The sequence below is a fragment of the Streptomyces sp. NPDC006463 genome (genome assembly GCF_042870715.1).
Classification (GTDB): domain Bacteria; phylum Actinomycetota; class Actinomycetes; order Streptomycetales; family Streptomycetaceae; genus Streptomyces.
The window spans coordinates 555,130-570,016 of sequence record NZ_JBIAHP010000001.1; the positions used below are offsets into that span (position 1 = coordinate 555,130).

The 14,887-nt window shown below is 73.6% G+C and carries 14 protein-coding genes and 2 pseudogenes; 8 read left to right on the forward strand and 8 right to left on the reverse strand.

The features are described 5' to 3' along the window. Positions 1-38: 38 nt before the first annotated feature. The 3 genes from ACFYOB_RS02680 to ACFYOB_RS02690 all read left to right on the forward strand — a co-directional run bounded on the left by ACFYOB_RS02680 (position 39) and on the right by ACFYOB_RS02690 (position 3,980). Positions 39-1,526: an MFS transporter gene (locus ACFYOB_RS02680; protein WP_388553455.1), complete on the forward strand. Its 1,488-nt coding sequence runs from the start codon at positions 39-41 to the stop codon at positions 1,524-1,526. A gap of 72 nt (positions 1,527-1,598) precedes the next feature. Beyond that, positions 1,599-2,243, forward strand: a complete 645-nt coding sequence (locus ACFYOB_RS02685) for a DUF6629 family protein (RefSeq protein WP_388553458.1) — start codon at positions 1,599-1,601, stop codon at positions 2,241-2,243. A gap of 90 nt (positions 2,244-2,333) precedes the next feature. Beyond that, positions 2,334-3,980: a GMC oxidoreductase gene (locus tag ACFYOB_RS02690; RefSeq protein ID WP_388553460.1), complete on the forward strand. Its 1,647-nt coding sequence runs from the start codon at positions 2,334-2,336 to the stop codon at positions 3,978-3,980. 61 nt (positions 3,981-4,041) lie between these two features. Here the strand turns inward: ACFYOB_RS02690 and ACFYOB_RS02695 are convergent, their stop codons facing one another. From ACFYOB_RS02695 to ACFYOB_RS02715, 5 genes are read right to left on the reverse strand one after another with little or no spacing between them, the layout of a single operon-like run. Continuing rightward, positions 4,042-4,521 carry a carboxymuconolactone decarboxylase family protein gene (locus tag ACFYOB_RS02695; RefSeq protein ID WP_388553462.1) on the reverse strand — a complete coding sequence of 160 codons (480 nt, stop codon included), beginning with the start codon at positions 4,519-4,521 and terminating at the stop codon, positions 4,042-4,044. Further along, entirely contained in the window at positions 4,518-5,600 is a 1,083-nt protein-coding gene (locus tag ACFYOB_RS02700; RefSeq protein ID WP_388553464.1) for a dihydrodipicolinate reductase, read from the reverse strand. The genes ACFYOB_RS02695 and ACFYOB_RS02700 overlap by 4 nt, the downstream gene beginning before the upstream one ends. 55 nt (positions 5,601-5,655) lie before the next feature. After that, a complete protein-coding gene (locus tag ACFYOB_RS02705) occupies positions 5,656-5,811 on the reverse strand; it encodes a DUF6126 family protein (RefSeq protein WP_388553467.1) in 156 nt (51 codons plus the stop codon). 34 nt (positions 5,812-5,845) lie between these two features. Beyond that, complete coding sequence (locus ACFYOB_RS02710; protein WP_388553469.1) at positions 5,846-6,535, reverse strand: helix-turn-helix domain-containing protein; 690 nt, start codon at positions 6,533-6,535, stop codon at positions 5,846-5,848. A gap of 58 nt (positions 6,536-6,593) precedes the next feature. Continuing rightward, positions 6,594-8,129, reverse strand: a complete 1,536-nt coding sequence (locus ACFYOB_RS02715; RefSeq protein WP_388553471.1) for an ATP-dependent DNA ligase — start codon at positions 8,127-8,129, stop codon at positions 6,594-6,596. A 161-nt stretch (positions 8,130-8,290) separates the two neighbouring features. Between ACFYOB_RS02715 and ACFYOB_RS02720 the strand changes: the two genes are divergently transcribed. From ACFYOB_RS02720 to ACFYOB_RS02730, 3 genes are all read left to right on the forward strand, one after another. Next, on the forward strand, positions 8,291-11,020 hold the full coding sequence (locus ACFYOB_RS02720; protein WP_388553473.1) for an alpha/beta fold hydrolase: 2,730 nt from the start codon (positions 8,291-8,293) through the stop codon (positions 11,018-11,020). Beyond that, complete coding sequence (locus tag ACFYOB_RS02725) at positions 11,017-11,895, forward strand: ABC transporter permease (protein ID WP_388553475.1); 879 nt, start codon at positions 11,017-11,019, stop codon at positions 11,893-11,895. Before ACFYOB_RS02720 ends, ACFYOB_RS02725 begins: the two co-directional genes overlap by 4 nt. 223 nt (positions 11,896-12,118) lie before the next feature. Then, on the forward strand, positions 12,119-12,853 hold the full coding sequence (locus ACFYOB_RS02730; protein ID WP_388553477.1) for a carbonic anhydrase: 735 nt from the start codon (positions 12,119-12,121) through the stop codon (positions 12,851-12,853). Positions 12,854-12,857: 4 nt separating this feature from the next. Here the strand turns inward: ACFYOB_RS02730 and ACFYOB_RS02735 are convergent, their stop codons facing one another. The 3 genes and pseudogenes from ACFYOB_RS02735 to ACFYOB_RS02745 all read right to left on the reverse strand — a co-directional run. Next, a complete protein-coding gene (locus tag ACFYOB_RS02735; RefSeq protein WP_388553479.1) occupies positions 12,858-13,811 on the reverse strand; it encodes an aldo/keto reductase in 954 nt (317 codons plus the stop codon). A gap of 46 nt (positions 13,812-13,857) precedes the next feature. After that, entirely contained in the window at positions 13,858-14,187 is a 330-nt protein-coding gene (locus ACFYOB_RS02740) for a hypothetical protein (protein ID WP_388554029.1), read from the reverse strand. After that, positions 14,173-14,295, reverse strand: a pseudogene (locus ACFYOB_RS02745) (hypothetical protein); the annotation flags it as partial. The pseudogene ACFYOB_RS02745 and the gene ACFYOB_RS02740, both read right to left, overlap by 15 nt. 94 nt (positions 14,296-14,389) lie before the next feature. On the opposite strand from ACFYOB_RS02745, the pseudogene ACFYOB_RS02750 reads away from it, so the two are divergent. Beyond that, positions 14,390-14,731, forward strand: a pseudogene (locus ACFYOB_RS02750) (LacI family transcriptional regulator); the annotation flags it as partial. 8 nt (positions 14,732-14,739) lie between these two features. After that, complete coding sequence (locus ACFYOB_RS02755; protein WP_388554065.1) at positions 14,740-14,871, forward strand: hypothetical protein; 132 nt, start codon at positions 14,740-14,742, stop codon at positions 14,869-14,871. Positions 14,872-14,887 lie beyond the last annotated feature (16 nt).

Here is a 14,887-nt window from a genome sequence, read left to right on the forward strand (position 1 = left end):
CGCTGGCCCTTCCCCGCGGCCGGGGCCAGCCTGAAGGCATGACCTCACCCGCCGAACCGCCCGAGCCGGGCGTCCCGCTCGCGTCCGCGCGAGGCCGCTGGATCCTGCTGACCACCGTGCTCGGGTCGAGCATGGCCCTGCTCGACTCGACGGTCGTCAACGTCGCCCTCCCGCGCATCGGGCAGGACCTGGACGCCGATCTTGCCGTGCTCCAGTGGACGGTGAACGCCTACGCGCTGACCCTGGCCGGGCTGATCCTGGTCGGCGGGGCGCTCGGCGACCGCTTCGGGCGCCGGCGGATCTTCGTGGTCGGCGTCGTGTGGTTCGCGGTGGGCTCGCTGCTCTGCGGCATCGCGCCGAACGCCGGGGTCCTCATCGGCGCCCGGGCCCTGCAGGGCGTCGGCGGCGCACTCCTGACCCCCGGCTCCCTCGCGCTGATCCAGGGCTCGATCCGGTCCGGGGACCGGTCCCGGGCGGTGGGGCTGTGGTCGGGGCTGGGCGGGGTCGGGGCCGCGGTGGGCCCGTTCCTCGGCGGCTGGCTGGTGGACGGCCCCGGCTGGCGCTGGGTGTTCCTGCTGAACGTGCCGCTGGCCGCGCTGTGCGTCCCGGTCGCGCTGCGCCACGTACCCGAATCGCGGGATCCGGACGCGCGCGGGCGGTTCGACGTGCTCGGCGCGGCGCTGTGCGCGACGTCCCTGGCGCTGATCACCTACGCACTGATCGAGGCGCAGGCCGCGGGCGCACCGGTGATCGCAGCGGCAGTCGGCGGCGTGGGGCTGGCCGTCGCCTTCGTCTACGTAGAGCGGCGGCGGCCCGACCCGATGGTGCCGCCGTCGATCTTCACCTCCCGGCAGTTCACGGCCGTCAATCTGGTCACCCTGTGCGTCTACGCGGCCTTCGGCGGCTTCTTCTTCCTCGTCGTGCTCCAGCTCCAGGTGGTGGCCGGATACTCCGCGCTGGCCGCCGGGGCCGCGCTGCTGCCGACCACGGCGCTGATGCTGCTGCTCTCGGCCCGCTCGGGGCAGCTCGCGGAGCGGATCGGGCCACGGATCCCGCTGACCGTGGGGCCCCTGCTCTGCGCCGCCGGGACGCTGCTGATGCTGCGCGTGGGTCCGGACGCCTCGTACGCGGCGGACGTGCTGCCCGCGATGGTCGTGATGGGCATGGGCATGGTGACCCTGGTGGCCCCGCTGACGGCGACCGTGCTGGCCTCGGTGGACCCGGGCCGGGCGGGGCTGGCGAGCGGCATCAACAACGCCGCGGCGCGGGTGGCCGGGCTGCTCGCGGTGGCGGCGCTGCCGCTGCTGGCCGGAATGGGACCCGAGGCGTACCTCTCGGCGGTCCAGTTCGACGCGGCCTTCGGCCGGGCCATGCCCTGGTGCGCGGGGGTCCTGGTACTCGGGGCGGCCGTGGCCTGGACGACCGTACGCACACCCGAGCCCTGGGCGCCGCATCCGCAGTGCCGTACCCAGTGCGCCATGACCGCCCCGCCGCTCGAACCCCCGCGAGAGGAGAGCGGAGCTTGACCGGAAATCAGTCGATGCCACGGCCCGCCCTGCTGGACGGTGCAGCAGACGGCCGCCCGGTGGCGTAGGGCCATGTGCTGGAGCGCCACGGCCGATCTGGCGGCGGGCACGGTCATCACCGCCGTGGGAGTCGTATGCGTGGCGCGCACGGTACGCGCACGGCGCGCCCGGGACCTGCCCGTCGCCGCGCTGCCCCTGCTGCTGGGCGCGCACCAGCTGGTGGAGGCCGCCGTCTGGAATTCGGACGGCGGCCGCTCCCCCGCCGCCACCGTCTGGGCGGTGATCGCCCTGCCCCTCCTGGCCGTGTGGGTGCCGCTCGGCGTGCTGTACGCGGCCCCACCCGCGGTCCGGCGCCGCCTGTGGGGGCCGGCCGGCGTAGGCCTCGCCATCGGCGCGGCCCTCTCGTACACCCTGGTGACGCGGCCGGTCACCGCGGAGATCCGCGGCCACACGGTCGGCTACGGCATGGACGTCCCGTACGCGCCGCTCCTCGTGGCGGGCTACCTCTTCGCCACCCTCGGCGCCCTGCTGCTCGCGGGCGACCGTCGGCTGCGGCTGCTCGGGGTCGTGACGGCCGCCGCGGCCGCGGTCTGCGCGGCCCTGTGGAGGCTGGAATTCGCCTCCACCTGGTGCGGGTTCGCCGCGGTCGCGTCCTTGCTGGTCCTGGGCTGGACGGGCCGCCCGGAGCCCGCCGTCCCCGTGCCGCGACCGGCCTGAAGTTGCCAAGTTACCTACCGGTATGTAGTGACTTCACACGCACGTAGCAGTAGAACTCGTTCTCATTCAGCCAAGAGTGAGGAACGTCACATGAGCGAAAAAGGCGTGTCCAGAAACGGGCCCAACGGATTCTCCCGGCGCGGATTCCTCGCAAGAACAGGTTCTATTCTGGGGGCGGTGGCCCTCTCTGCTCACGTCACCCCCGCTTCAGCCGCGCAGGCCGCCACCTCCACCGCACCGATCGGCGACGGAGCCCGCGTCCCCGTCCTGGTGATCGGCACCGGATACGGCGGATCCGTCGCCGCCCTGCGCCTGGCCCAGGCCGGCATCGATGTACACATGGTCGAGATGGGCATGGCCTGGGACACCCCCGGCAGCGACGGCAAGATCTTCGCCCACACCACCGACCCGGACTACCGCTCCTACTGGCTGCGCACCAAGACCAAGGCGCCCCTCAGCAACTTCCTCGGATTCCCGATCGACAAGACCGTCCCCAAGTACACGGGCATCCTCGACGCCGAGGAAATGGGCGGCATCATCGTCTACCAGGGCCGCGGGGTCGGCGGCGGCTCGCTCGTCAACGGCGGCATGGCCGTCACCCCGAAGCGGCAGAACTTCAGCGTCGTCCTGCCCTCGGTGAACGCCGACGAGATGTACGACACCTACTACCCCCGGGCCAACGCCGGACTCGGCGTGGGCCTCATCGACCCGGCCTGGTTCGACACCGTCGCCTGCTACCAGTACGCCCGCGTCGGCCGCAAGCACGCCCAGCGCTCCGGCTTCCCCTTCGTCTTCGTCCCCGACGTGTACGACTGGGACTACATGAAGCAGGAGGCGGCCGGCACCGTACCCAAGTCCGCGGTCGACGGCGAGATCCTCTACGGGAACAACCACGGCAAGAAGTCGCTCCAGCAGACCTACATCGCCGCGGCCAAGGCCACCGGCAAGGTCACCATCTCCCCCCTCCACCAGGTCACCTCGGTCGCCCCCGCCCCCGGCGGCGGCTACACCGTCGCCATCAGCCAACTGGCCACCGACGGCACCGTCACGGCGACCAAGACCGTCACCTCCGACCGGGTGTTCTTCGCCGCCGGCAGCGTCGGCACCAGCAAGCTGCTCGTCAAACTGAAGGCCACCGGCGCCCTGGCGAACCTGAACGACGAGATCGGCAAGGGCTGGGGCGACAACGGCAACGTCATGTGCGGCCGCGCCAACCACATGTGGGACGCGACGGGCAAGGTGCAGGCCGCGATCCCCTGCGGCGGCATCGACAACTGGGAGGCGGGCGGCGCCTTCGCCGAGGTGGCGCCGCTCCCGACGGGGATCGAGACCTACGCGTCCTTCTACCTCTCCATCACCAAGAACCCGCACCGCGCCCAGTTCTCCTGGAACGCGGCGGCCGGCAAGGTCCAACTCGACTGGCAGACGGCGTGGAAGCAGCCGTCCATCGACATGGCCAAGACCATCTTCGACAAGATCAACTCGAAGGAGGGGACGATCTACCGGAGCGACCTCTTCGGCACCAACAAGATCTGGGGCGACCACCTCACCTACCACCCGCTCGGCGGCGCCGTCCTCGACAAGGCCACCGACAACTACGGGCGCCTGCACGGCTACACCGGCCTGTACGTGATCGACGGCGCGCTCATCCCCGGCAACACCAGCGTCAACCCGTTCGTCACCATCACGGCCCTCGCCGAGCGGAACATCGAGAAGATCATCGCCACCGACCTGTAGCCAGCGCCTGGCACACCGAAGCCGGGGCCGACCGGATCCACCGAGCGGCCCCGGACCCATGTCAATGACCCGGCAGCACGCAGACGCTGTCGAGGCCGAGCACGTGGTTGAGCCGGCCGAAGGCCAGCCAGGAACCGATGCTCATCGTCAGCTCCACGATCTCCAGCTGGCTGTAGTGCGCGGTCATCCGGTCCCAGAACTCGTCGTCGAGTCCGTGGTGGTCGAGCGTGTACCGCTCGGCGTACTCCGCCGCCAGCCGGGTGCGGTCGTCGAAGGCCTTCGTCGTGCGCCACTCGGTGACCGCGTCGGGGAACTCCTCCTCGACCTTCTCCCCCTCCCGCTCGGTACGCCAGTCCAGGCAGAAGACGCACCCGTTGATCTGCGCGACGCGCAGCCGGGCGGCCTCGAACTCGCGCAGGCCCAGGGTGGTGTGGGCGTACACCGAGAGGGAGAAGTTGGCGGCGGCCATGCCGATGCCCGGGACCATGTCGCCCCACACGTACTCGATCGGGTGCTGGCCTTCGGGGATGTCGATCCTCATGACTGTTTCCTTCCGAGTTTGCCGACGGCGGGGCGCAGCGGGATGTCGAGGGCGTCGTAGAGTCCGGGCTCCGCCTCGGTGAGCCAGTCGATGGCGCCCACCAGGCGCCCGACGGCGGTGGCGTTGCCGCCGGCCGAGCGGTTCTCGCCCTCGTCGGTGGCCTCGACGGTGACCTCGATGCGGGGACGGCCTTCGATGACGACGCGGTGGGCGCCGTCGCCGCCGTCGGGCGGCGACGGCCAGTCCGGAGCGCACGAGGCGTGGATGCGGGTGACGTGCTCGATGACGATGCGGGGCTCGCCCTCGACGATGCCCTGCACCTCGAAGCGGATCGCCCCCTGGGTGCCGGCCTCGAAGGCGCCCATCGCCTTGGTGGTCACGGTGGTGTCGAGCGCGCGGCGCTCCGACGTCTCTCGGATCTCGTCCAGTTCGACCCCGAGGGCCCTGGCCATCATGCGTATCTGGCCGCCCCACACCATGGTCGGGATCGAGGGCGTGAGCATCATCGGCTCGTGGTCCATGGGCTGGCCCATGCCCACGAGTTGGCGGACGGAGTACGGCTGGTCGTAGGTGGAGTAGTCGAAGATCTCCTGGCAGCGGATCAAGTCGACGGTGGTGCCGAGTCCGCTGAGCAGCAGCGGGAGTACGTCGTTGCCCCAGCCGGGGTCGACTCCGGAGGCGAACAGCGAGCCGCCGCCCTCCGCGATGGCTGCCAGCACCGGATCGCGGAACTCCGGCGGTGCGCTGCGGTGGTCGTAGAGCGGGTACAGCGCGGGGCTGACGACCACCGCGCCGGACCGGATCGCCCGGGTGATGTCGGCGAGGGCGTCGTCGGGACGGACGTCCCCGGAGGCCGCGTACACGACGGCCTGCGGGCGTCCGGCCAGGACGGATCCGATGTCGTCGGTGGCCGCGACCCCCAACGGGTGGCCGAGGCCGCCGAGTTCGCCCGCGTCGCGGCCGACCTTGGCTGGATTGTGGACGATGACTGCGGCGAGCTTCAGCGCGGGATGGGCCTCGACGGCGCGGATGGCCAAACGGCCGACGTTGCCGGTACCCCAGACAACCGTGGAAATCATGCGCGGAGGGTAGCTACAGGACCTGCACCTTTCCAGAGCCGTGCGGCCCGGACCGCTACTGGTTCTGGCCGCCCAGGACGAAGAGGAGGTAGACGAAGAAGGCGAAGAGGTGACCGACGAACAAGTAGGCGATCAGCCGGATCAGCAGACCGCGCGGGAACTTCGATTCGATGCGCGCCCGTATGGTGACGGGGTTCTCTCCTCGGGACATGGGTGGGACTCCTCGGCTCTGTGGCGTGCGGGGGCTATCGGTGGTGCGTGGACGTGGTGGCTGCGCCGAGGCACAGCCCGGCGAGGCTGCTCTGCAGCAGGGTGTGGACGAACAGCAGGTCGGCTCCGCCCGCGGAGGCCGCGCCGATCCGGTGCGGGGTGAGCGAGTCGAAGTGCGCGCTGTCCCCCGGCTCCAGCAGGTACTCGGCCTCCCCCAGGTGGAGCCGCAGCCGCCCGGCGAGGACGTACAGCCACTCCTCGCCGGGATGTACGCGGACCAGCTCGCCCTGGCTGCGGCCCTGAGGGACGTGGACGCGCAGTGCCTGCATCCCGCGCCCGGAGCCGCCGGCCTGCCAGTACGTCCACCCGTCGGCCTCGCGGGCGCCCGGACCGCCGGCCCGTACGATGGGATCGGCGACGGCCGGGGTCTCGCCGAGCAGCTCGGAAACGGTCGTACCGTAGGTGCGGGCGAGCGCGAGCAGCAGCGGCAGCGAGGGCTGGCGCCGTCCCGTCTCCAGCCGGGACAGGTGCGCGGGCGAGAGCCGGGCCCTCGCGGCGGCGGCCTCCAGGGTGAGTCCGGCGCGGCGGCGCAGGTCACGCAGTTGCGGGGCCACGGCGGGCAGCTCGTCTGCGGGCTCGGCGGGGTCGGCTGGGTCGGCCACCGCTTCGGAGCCGGTTTCGGGGGCGGTCCGGTCTTCGGGACCGGGGGCAGGACCGGATGTCATACCCCGATTGAGCCAGAGTCTTGCCTTTCTGGCAACGCGTCTTACCTCTGAGGCAAATTCACCGGACCCTGCCCTGTTCGAGCACCGTCTCCACCGTGTCGGCCTGGTCCGCGCTCTTGTCCGGGCGGTGCCGGAGCACCCGCGCGAAGCGCAGCGCCACCCCGGCCGGGTAGCGCGGGGAGCGCTGCAGACCGTCGTAGGCGATCTCCACGACCAGTTCCGGGCGCACCCGGACGGTGAAGCCGTCGTCCGAGGTCGCGAGCGCGCCCAGCGCCCCGGTCTGCCAGCGCAGCATCTCGTCGGTGAGCCCCTTGAAGGTCTTGCCGAGCATGGCGTACGTCCCGTCGGCGGCCCGCGCGCCGAGGTGCAGGTTGGACAGCAGCCCGGTGCGCCGTCCGTGTCCCCACTCGGCGGCGAGGACGACCAGGTCCAGGGTGTGCACCGGTTTCACCTTGAGCCAGTTCCTGCCGCGCCTGCCCGCCGCGTAGGCGGAGCTGAGACCCTTGACCATCACACCCTCGTGGCCGCGGCGCAGGGTCTCGGCCCAGAACTCCTGGGCCTCGGCGGCCTGCGCCCGCACGTCCTCGACCACGAGGCGGCGGACCCGGGCGCTCTCGGGCACGAGCGCGGCGAGGGTCTCGTACCGCTCGCGGACCGGGAGGTCGAGCAGCACGTCGTCGCCGGCGACCAGGACGTCGAAGAAGAAGGGGACCACCGGGAGCGTCCGCCGGGCGGCCTCCACGTCGAGGCGCGAGCCGACCCGGCTCGCGATCTCCTGGAAGGGCACCGGACGGCCGTCCGCGGCCCGGCCGATGACCTCTCCGTCGAGGACGAACCGCTCCCCCGGCAGTGACCGGGCCAGCGCGGCCACCTCCGGCAGCCGGTCGGTGATCTCGTCCAGGGAGCGCGTGTACACCCGTACCTCGTCCCCGTCGCGGTGGACCTGGACCCGGATCCCGTCGAGCTTCTCCTCCACCGCGCAGGGCCCGAGCGCGGCGAGGGCCTCCGCGACCGACTTGGCGGTGGCCGCCAGCATGGGCTGTACGGGCTGCCCCACGCGCAGGGTGACGTTGCCCAGCGCCTGCGGCCCGTCGGCGAGGACGGCGGCGGCCACGCGCGGCAGGGATCCGTCGAGCATCACGGCGCGGCGCAGGTCGGCGGCCGGAACTCCGGCGGCCGCGGCCACGCCCTCCAGGGCCACCGCGTCGAGTGCGCCCTGGCGCACCTCGCCGGAGAGCAGGCTGCGCAGGAACCGCTGCTCGGCCTCGGTGGCCGCGCCGAGCAGGCCGTCCAGGATCCGGCGGCGCCGGGCGTGCGATCCCGGGCCCGTGACGGCGGCCAGCTCCGTGACCGCCTCGTCCACGGCCCGGACGGTCAGGCCGGGCTCCGACGCCGGTTCCACGTCCTGGGCGAGGGCGCGCCAGCCGATGCCCGGGCGGCCCTGTGGGAGGCGCCCGGCCAGGTAGGAGATCACCAGCGCGGCCTCCTGCGGGGGCGCGGCGGCGAAGAGCTCCGCGAGCAGGGCGGTCTTCCGCGACCGGGCGGAGGTGTCGGCGACCTCCCGGGACACGCGCGCGACCTCGGCCAGCAGCATGCGGCCATCCTCCCGCCGGACGGGGCGCCCCGCAGATCGGGAGCCGGGTGGCCGCATACCGCAGGTGCGGTACAGGGGGCGGTCCGTGTACTCCCCGGGAAGGTGGGGACATCCCCCTGCGGGCGCTCGGGCCGGGGGCAACTGGCGTTTAGGGTTCCCGTATGAAGCTCCGACTGCCCAGGCGACGCCGGGACCGTCTGCTCGCCGGCGCGGCCGCGCTCGCCGTCGTCGCGGGAGCCGGCACGTGGACGGCCGCGGCCTCGGCCGTCGGCGACGCGCCGGCCGTGCACCGCCAGGACGCCGTGCTGGACATGCCCGACGCCGGAATCGACACCTCGTACTTCACGGCCGGCGGTGGGGACGGCGAGGGGAAGAAACGTCCCGCTGTGCTGCTGGGGCACGGTTTCGGCGGCAGCAAGGACGATGTGCGCGCGCAGGCCGAGCGGCTGGCCCGCGACGGGTACGCCGTCCTGACCTGGTCGGCGCGCGGCTTCGGCCGCTCCGGGGGCCGGATCGGGCTGAACGACCCGGAGTACGAGGTCAAGGACGTCTCCCGGCTCATCGACTGGCTCGCCACCCGGCCCGAGGTGCAACTCGACGCGGACGGCGATCCGCGCGTCGGCGTGTCCGGCGCCTCGTACGGCGGCGCGGTGTCCCTGCTCGCCGCCGGGTACGACCGGCGGGTGGACGCGGTCGCCCCGCAGATCACCTACTGGAACCTGGCGGACTCCCTCTTCCCGAACGGCGTCTTCAAGAAGCTGTGGGCGGGTGTCTTCTTCACCACCGGCTCCGTCGGCGGCATGCAGCCCGGCCAGCCGGGGCCGCAGGCGCCCGATGCGCGGTCCGCCCCCGGCTGCGGGCGGTTCCAGCCCGAACTCTGCTCCATGTACGAGCGGGTCGCGGTGGCCGGGAAGCCCGACCCCGAGGCCCGCGCGCTGCTGGAGCAGCGCAGTCCGTCGGCCGTCGGTGCCCGCATCAAGGTGCCGACCCTCGTCGTGCAGGGCCAGGACGATTCCCTCTTCCCGCTGGACCAGGCCGACGCCATGGCCAGGGCCATCGCGGCGAACGGCGCGCCCGTCTCCGTGGACTGGGCGGCCGGCGGGCACGACGGCGGCATGCGCGAGGCGGGCCGGACCGAGGCCCGGGTCGCTGCCTGGTTCGACCGCTACCTCAAGGGGGGCGGGGCCGACGGAAACACGGACACCGGCCCGGCGTTCCGCGTCTCGCGCTCCGGCGGCATCGACTCCACCGACGGGCGGGTACAGCTGCGCGGCGCGAGCGGCGAGCGGTATCCCGGACTCACCTCCGGCCCGGAGCGGTTCGCGCTGACCGGGCGCGAGCAGAGCTTCGCCAATCCGGCGGGCGGGGCGCCCCCCGCGCTGTCCTCGCTGCCCGGCATCGGCGGGCAGCTCGCCGCCCTCGGAGCCGGGTTCTCGCTGGACTTCCCGGGGCAGAGCGCCCGCTTCGAGTCGGAGCCGCTGACGGAGGACGTACGGATCACCGGGACGCCGACCGTCACCCTGAAGGTGAGGTCGACGGCTGAGGACGGTTCGGCCGTCCTCTTCGGCAAGGTGTACGACGTCGGGCCCGACGGCCGCCAGCAGGTGCTGCCGAGTCAGCTGGTCGCCCCGGTGCGGGTGGAGGACGCGCAGCAGGGCAGGTCCGTCGAGCTCCGGCTGCCCGCGATCGACCACGCCGTGGAGGCCGGGCACCGGCTGCGGCTCGTGGTCGCGGCGACCGATCTCGGCTACGCGACCCCGGCCGCGCCCGCCACCTACACGGTCTCGGCCGAGGGCCCTCTGGCCGTCCCCGTGGCCCCGGACGTGCGGACCGCCTCGGCCGGGCTGCCCGCCTGGACGTGGTGGCTGCCGCTGGGCGCGGCGGCGCTGGCCGCGGCGCTGCTGGGGATCCGGCGGACCGGGCGGGGGCCGGCAGGGGCGCGGGGCGGCGTACCGCAGCCGGAGCCCGCGCTGGCCGACGTACCGCTGGAGATCACCGGACTGACGAAGCGGTACGCGAAGGCGCAGGACCGGTACGCGGTACGGGACCTGTCGTTCCGGGTGGAGAGGGGGCAGGTGCTGGGGCTCCTCGGGCCCAACGGCGCCGGGAAGACGACCACCTTGCGGATGCTGATGGGGCTGATCTCGCCGGACGCCGGGGAGATCCGGGTGTTCGGGCACGCGGTGCGGGCCGGGGCGCCGGTGCTGTCGCGGGTCGGGGCCTTCGTGGAAGGCGCGGGATTCCTGCCGCACCTGACGGGCCGGGCCAACCTGGAGCTGTACTGGCAGGCCACCGGCCGCCCGGCCGAGGACTCGCACATGGCGGAGGCCCTGGAGATCGCGGGGCTCGGCGACGCGCTGGAGCGCGCGGTGCGCACGTACTCGCAGGGCATGCGGCAGCGCCTGGCGATCGCGCAGGCCATGCTCGGGATGCCCGACCTGCTGATCCTCGACGAGCCGACGAACGGTCTGGACCCGCCGCAGATCCGGGAGATGCGGGACGTGATGATCCGCTACGCGGCGGGCGGGCGGACGGTCATCGTCTCCAGCCACCTGCTGTCGGAGGTGGAGCAGTCCTGTACGCACCTGGTGGTCATGGACCGCGGCAGGCTGGTGCAGGCGGGCGAGGTCGCTGAGATCACCGGCGGCGGGGACACCCTGCTGGTGACGCTGGCGGCGCCGGTGGACGAGACGGCCGTCGAGAAGGTGGCGGCGCTGGAGGGAGTGGGTTCCGTGGTGTCCGCCGAAGACGGGCTCCTCGTACGGCTCGAAGGCGCGACGGCCGCAGGGCTGATCGCCGAACTCGTACGGCTGGAGGTGCCGGTGGCGGGAGTCGGGCCGCACCGCCGGCTGGAGGACGCGTTCCTCACCCTGATCGGAGGTTCGGCATGAGCACGGTAGAGGCAGAGGCCGTCCAGGAGGTGGCCCCCGGCTACCGGGCGAACCGTACGCTGCCGCTGCGCGTGGAGGCGCTTCGGCAGTGGCGCCGACGGCGAACGCTGGTGATGGGCGGGGTGCTGGCCGCGCTGCCCTTCATCCTGATCATCGCGTTCGCGGTCGGCGGCGGGCCCGGCAGCCGCAGCGGCGGAGACGGCCGGATCACCCTCATCGACACGGCGACGGCCTCGGGCGCGAACTTCGCCGCGACCTGCCTGTTCGTCTCGGCGGGCTTCCTGCTGGTGGTGCCGGTGGCGTTGTTCTGCGGGGATACGGTGGCCTCGGAGGCGAGCTGGTCCTCGCTGCGCTATCTGCTGGCCTCGCCGGTGCCGCGGGCGCGGCTGCTGTGGAGCAAGCTCGTGGTGGCGCTCGGCTTCAGCCTGGCGGCGATGGTGCTGCTGCCGGTGGTCGCGCTGGCCGCGGGCACGGCCGCGTACGGGTGGGGGCCGCTGAAGCTCCCGGCGGGCGGCGCGCTGCCCGCCGGGGACACGGCGGCGCGGCTCGCGCTGGCGGTCGCCTTCGTCTTCGTGTCGCAGCTGGTGACGGCGGGGCTGGCGTTCTGGCTGTCCACGCGGACGGACGCGCCGCTGGGCGCGGTGGGCGGCGCGGTCGGGCTGACGATCGTCGGGAACGTCCTGGACGCGGTCACCGCACTCGGGTCGTGGCGCGAGTTCCTCCCGGCGCACTGGCAGTTCGCGTGGGCGGACGCCTTGCAGCCGCAGCTGGAGTGGGGCGGGATGGTCAAGGGGGCGGCGGTGTCGGTGTCGTACGCGCTGGTGCTGTTCGCCCTCGCCTTCCGGGGGTTCTCCCGCAAGGACATCGTGTCCTGAGTCCGCACGGCGGCCCGCGCCCCGCGGCCCACCGGCTGTGGGCCGGGGCTGTGGGCCGGGGCCGGGGGCCGGGGCCGGGGGCCGGGGCGGGGGCCGGGGAGCCGCCCGCCGGGAGCCGCCGTAAGCCGTCCGTGGCAATGCGCCCGCACCCGTGTGTGGCTGCGGTCCGATCACCCCCGGCGCGCTGGACATTCGCGGTCTTTACGACCGAGGGGTGCCACCCATGCACACAGCAGGACGTCCGGCTCGCAGGGCCGTGCTGACCGGCGGCCTCGCGGCCGGCGCGGCCGTCGTACTCGCGGCACGCCCGTCGGCGAGCACCCCGAAGGCGACGGCCGCGGCCCCGCAGCCGCGGCCGTCCACGCCCGGGGCCGCGTACGCACGCCTGATGGAGGGCAACGCGCGCTGGGTGAGCGGGGACCTCGACCACCCCGACCGGGATCCCGAGCGGCGCCAGCTCGTCGCCGCGGCGCAGAACCCGTTCGGGGTGGTCCTGACCTGCATCGACTCCCGGGTGGCGCCCGAGCTCGTCTTCTACACCGGGCTCGGCGACCTGTACGTACTGCGCACGGGCGGACAGGCGATCGGCCCGGTGGTCACCGGTTCCGTCGACTACGGGCCCCTGACGGGCGGCACTCCGCTGATCGTCGTGCCCGGGCACCAGCGCTGCGGCGCCATCGAGGCCGCGTACAAATCGCTGGGGGACGGCGTGCCGCTGCCCGGGAATCTGCAGGCCATCGTGGAGGCGGTGAAGCGGGCGTACCGGCTGCCGGTCGAGAACCCGGGTGCCGACCCCGTCGACACCATGATCCACAACCGGATCCGGGTCACCGCGGACGATCTGCGCGCCAACGCCGACCTGGCGCCCCTCGTGAAGAAGGGCGCCCTGACCGTCGTCGGCGCCTACTACTCGCTGGACACCGGCAAGGTGGACGTCCTGACGGGGGCACCCGTCTGAGCCGTCATTCCGGCTTCCCCGCCCCCGGGACGGCGTCGATCGCGGCGAGCAGCTCGGCGTCGAGCGGTCGGTCGGCGACGGCCGCGTTGGCGCGCACCTGATCGGCCGAGGTGGCCCCCGCGATGACGGAGGCGCAGCCGGGCTGGGCCGAGAGCCAGCCGATGGCGAGTTCGAGGACGGTACGGCCGTGCTTCTCGGCGAGGGCGGCCAGCGCTTCGACGACGTCGAGCCGTTCCTCCGTGAGGTACGCGTCGCGGCCTTCGAGGCGGGAGCCGGCCGGGACGGCCGCGCCGCGGCGGATCTTGCCGGTCAGCAGGCCGTTGGCCAGCGGGAAGTACGGGAGCACGCCGACGCCGTAGTGCAGGGCCGCCGGGACGAGCTCGCGCTCGGCCGACCGCTCCAGCAGCGACCACTGGTTCTGCGCGGAGACGAAGGGGACCGAGCCGGTCTCGCGGGCGACGTGGGCGGCTTCGGCGAGCTGCCAGCCGGTGAGGTTGGAGTGGCCGACGTAGCGGACCTTGCCCTCGGCGACGAGTTCGGTGAGGGCGGCCAGGGTCTCGGCGATGGGCGTGGCCGGGTCGGGGCTGTGCAGCTGGTAGAGGTCGATGTGGTCGGTGCCGAGGCGGCGCAGGGACTCCTCGACGGCCCGGCGGATGTAGGCGCGGCTGCCCCGGGCGCCGGCCGCGGGCCCGTACTTCATGTCCATTCCGTCGAAGCCGAACTTGGTGGCGAGGACGACCTGGTCCCGGCGGCCCTTGAGGGCCAGCCCGAGGTGGCTCTCGGAGCCGCCGAGGCCGCCGTAGATGTCGGCGGTGTCGAGGAGGGTGATGCCCGCGTCGAGGGCGGCGTCGACGACGGCGCGGGTCGCCCGGGCGTCGAGCCGGCCGCCGAAGTTGTTGCAGCCGAGCCCGACGGCCGAGACCCGAAGACCCGAACTGCCCAGGGAGAGATAGCGCATGCGTTTCCAGCCTCCGCGTTGGTGCGATGCCTGACCGGCCGTCGGGTCAGTCTAGAAGGGCCGGACCGGGCGCTCGCCCCGTCTCACTGCAGGGTGACGACCGTGGGGCGGCCGAGGTCGGGCCGGGCGCGTAGCGGGTGCCCTGTGGGCCGCGCGGGGTGTCGTAGTGGCCGAGGAGGAAGCCGTTCAGCCAGACCAGGCCGGTGCCCCAGCCGGACATGTCCAGGAACGCGTCGCCGGGTGCGCCGCCGAGGGCGTGGGTGAAGCGGTGGAAGACCGGGCGGCCCGCGTCGGTCCGGCTGTCGTGGGTGGCGGCGGCGAAGTCGAGTCCGGTGAGGTCCGCGAGGGGCAGCGGGCGGATCTCCCACTCGAACAGCTGCTGGTGGCCGTGGCGGACGCCGCGCCAGATGCCCTTGCGGTCGTCGAGGAGCGGCCCGTAGTGGACCCGGCCCTGGGCCCGGACGAGGACGTCGAGGACCACGCCGGCCTCGCCTCGTCGGGGGTGTTGCGGTCGAGGACGCCCAGCGGACTTCCGTCGGCGAAGAGTCGCCGAGGCCGGCGATCCTGACGGGCATGACGGGGCGCGGCTGACGGTCGGGCTGACCCGGTATCGCCCGGCGAGGACCGGACGCAGGCGGACCGGCTGCTCTCCGCCGGCGCGCACGGCTGCTGCTGACCCCGAACTGGGAGACCGGGGCGCCCGAGCCCGGAGGGGACGCCTGGACCGCGGAACTCCCGGTTCCGACCGTGCTGGTGGAGCGGCGGGTCTGGACCGGATGGCTTCCGACCACGCGCACCGCGCGGCCGGGGCGGCGCAGCACCTGGTGGGGCTGGGGCACCGGCGGATCGCGCCCGCCGGCCGGGCCACCCCGACCACGGCGCGGCTCCGGGCCGGGTACGAGGCCGCGGTGGCCGCGCTCTGTCGGCGGTGGCCCCGGCCAAGCACGAGGTGGGCTCCCGCGCGGCGGGCCCGCTCCTGGACCGGCTGTCGGGCGGCGCCCCGCAGGAATCCCCCCGACGGCACCTGGACCTGCTCCCCCGCCTGACCGTCCGCCCGTAGGCCGCGAGCGGCCCAC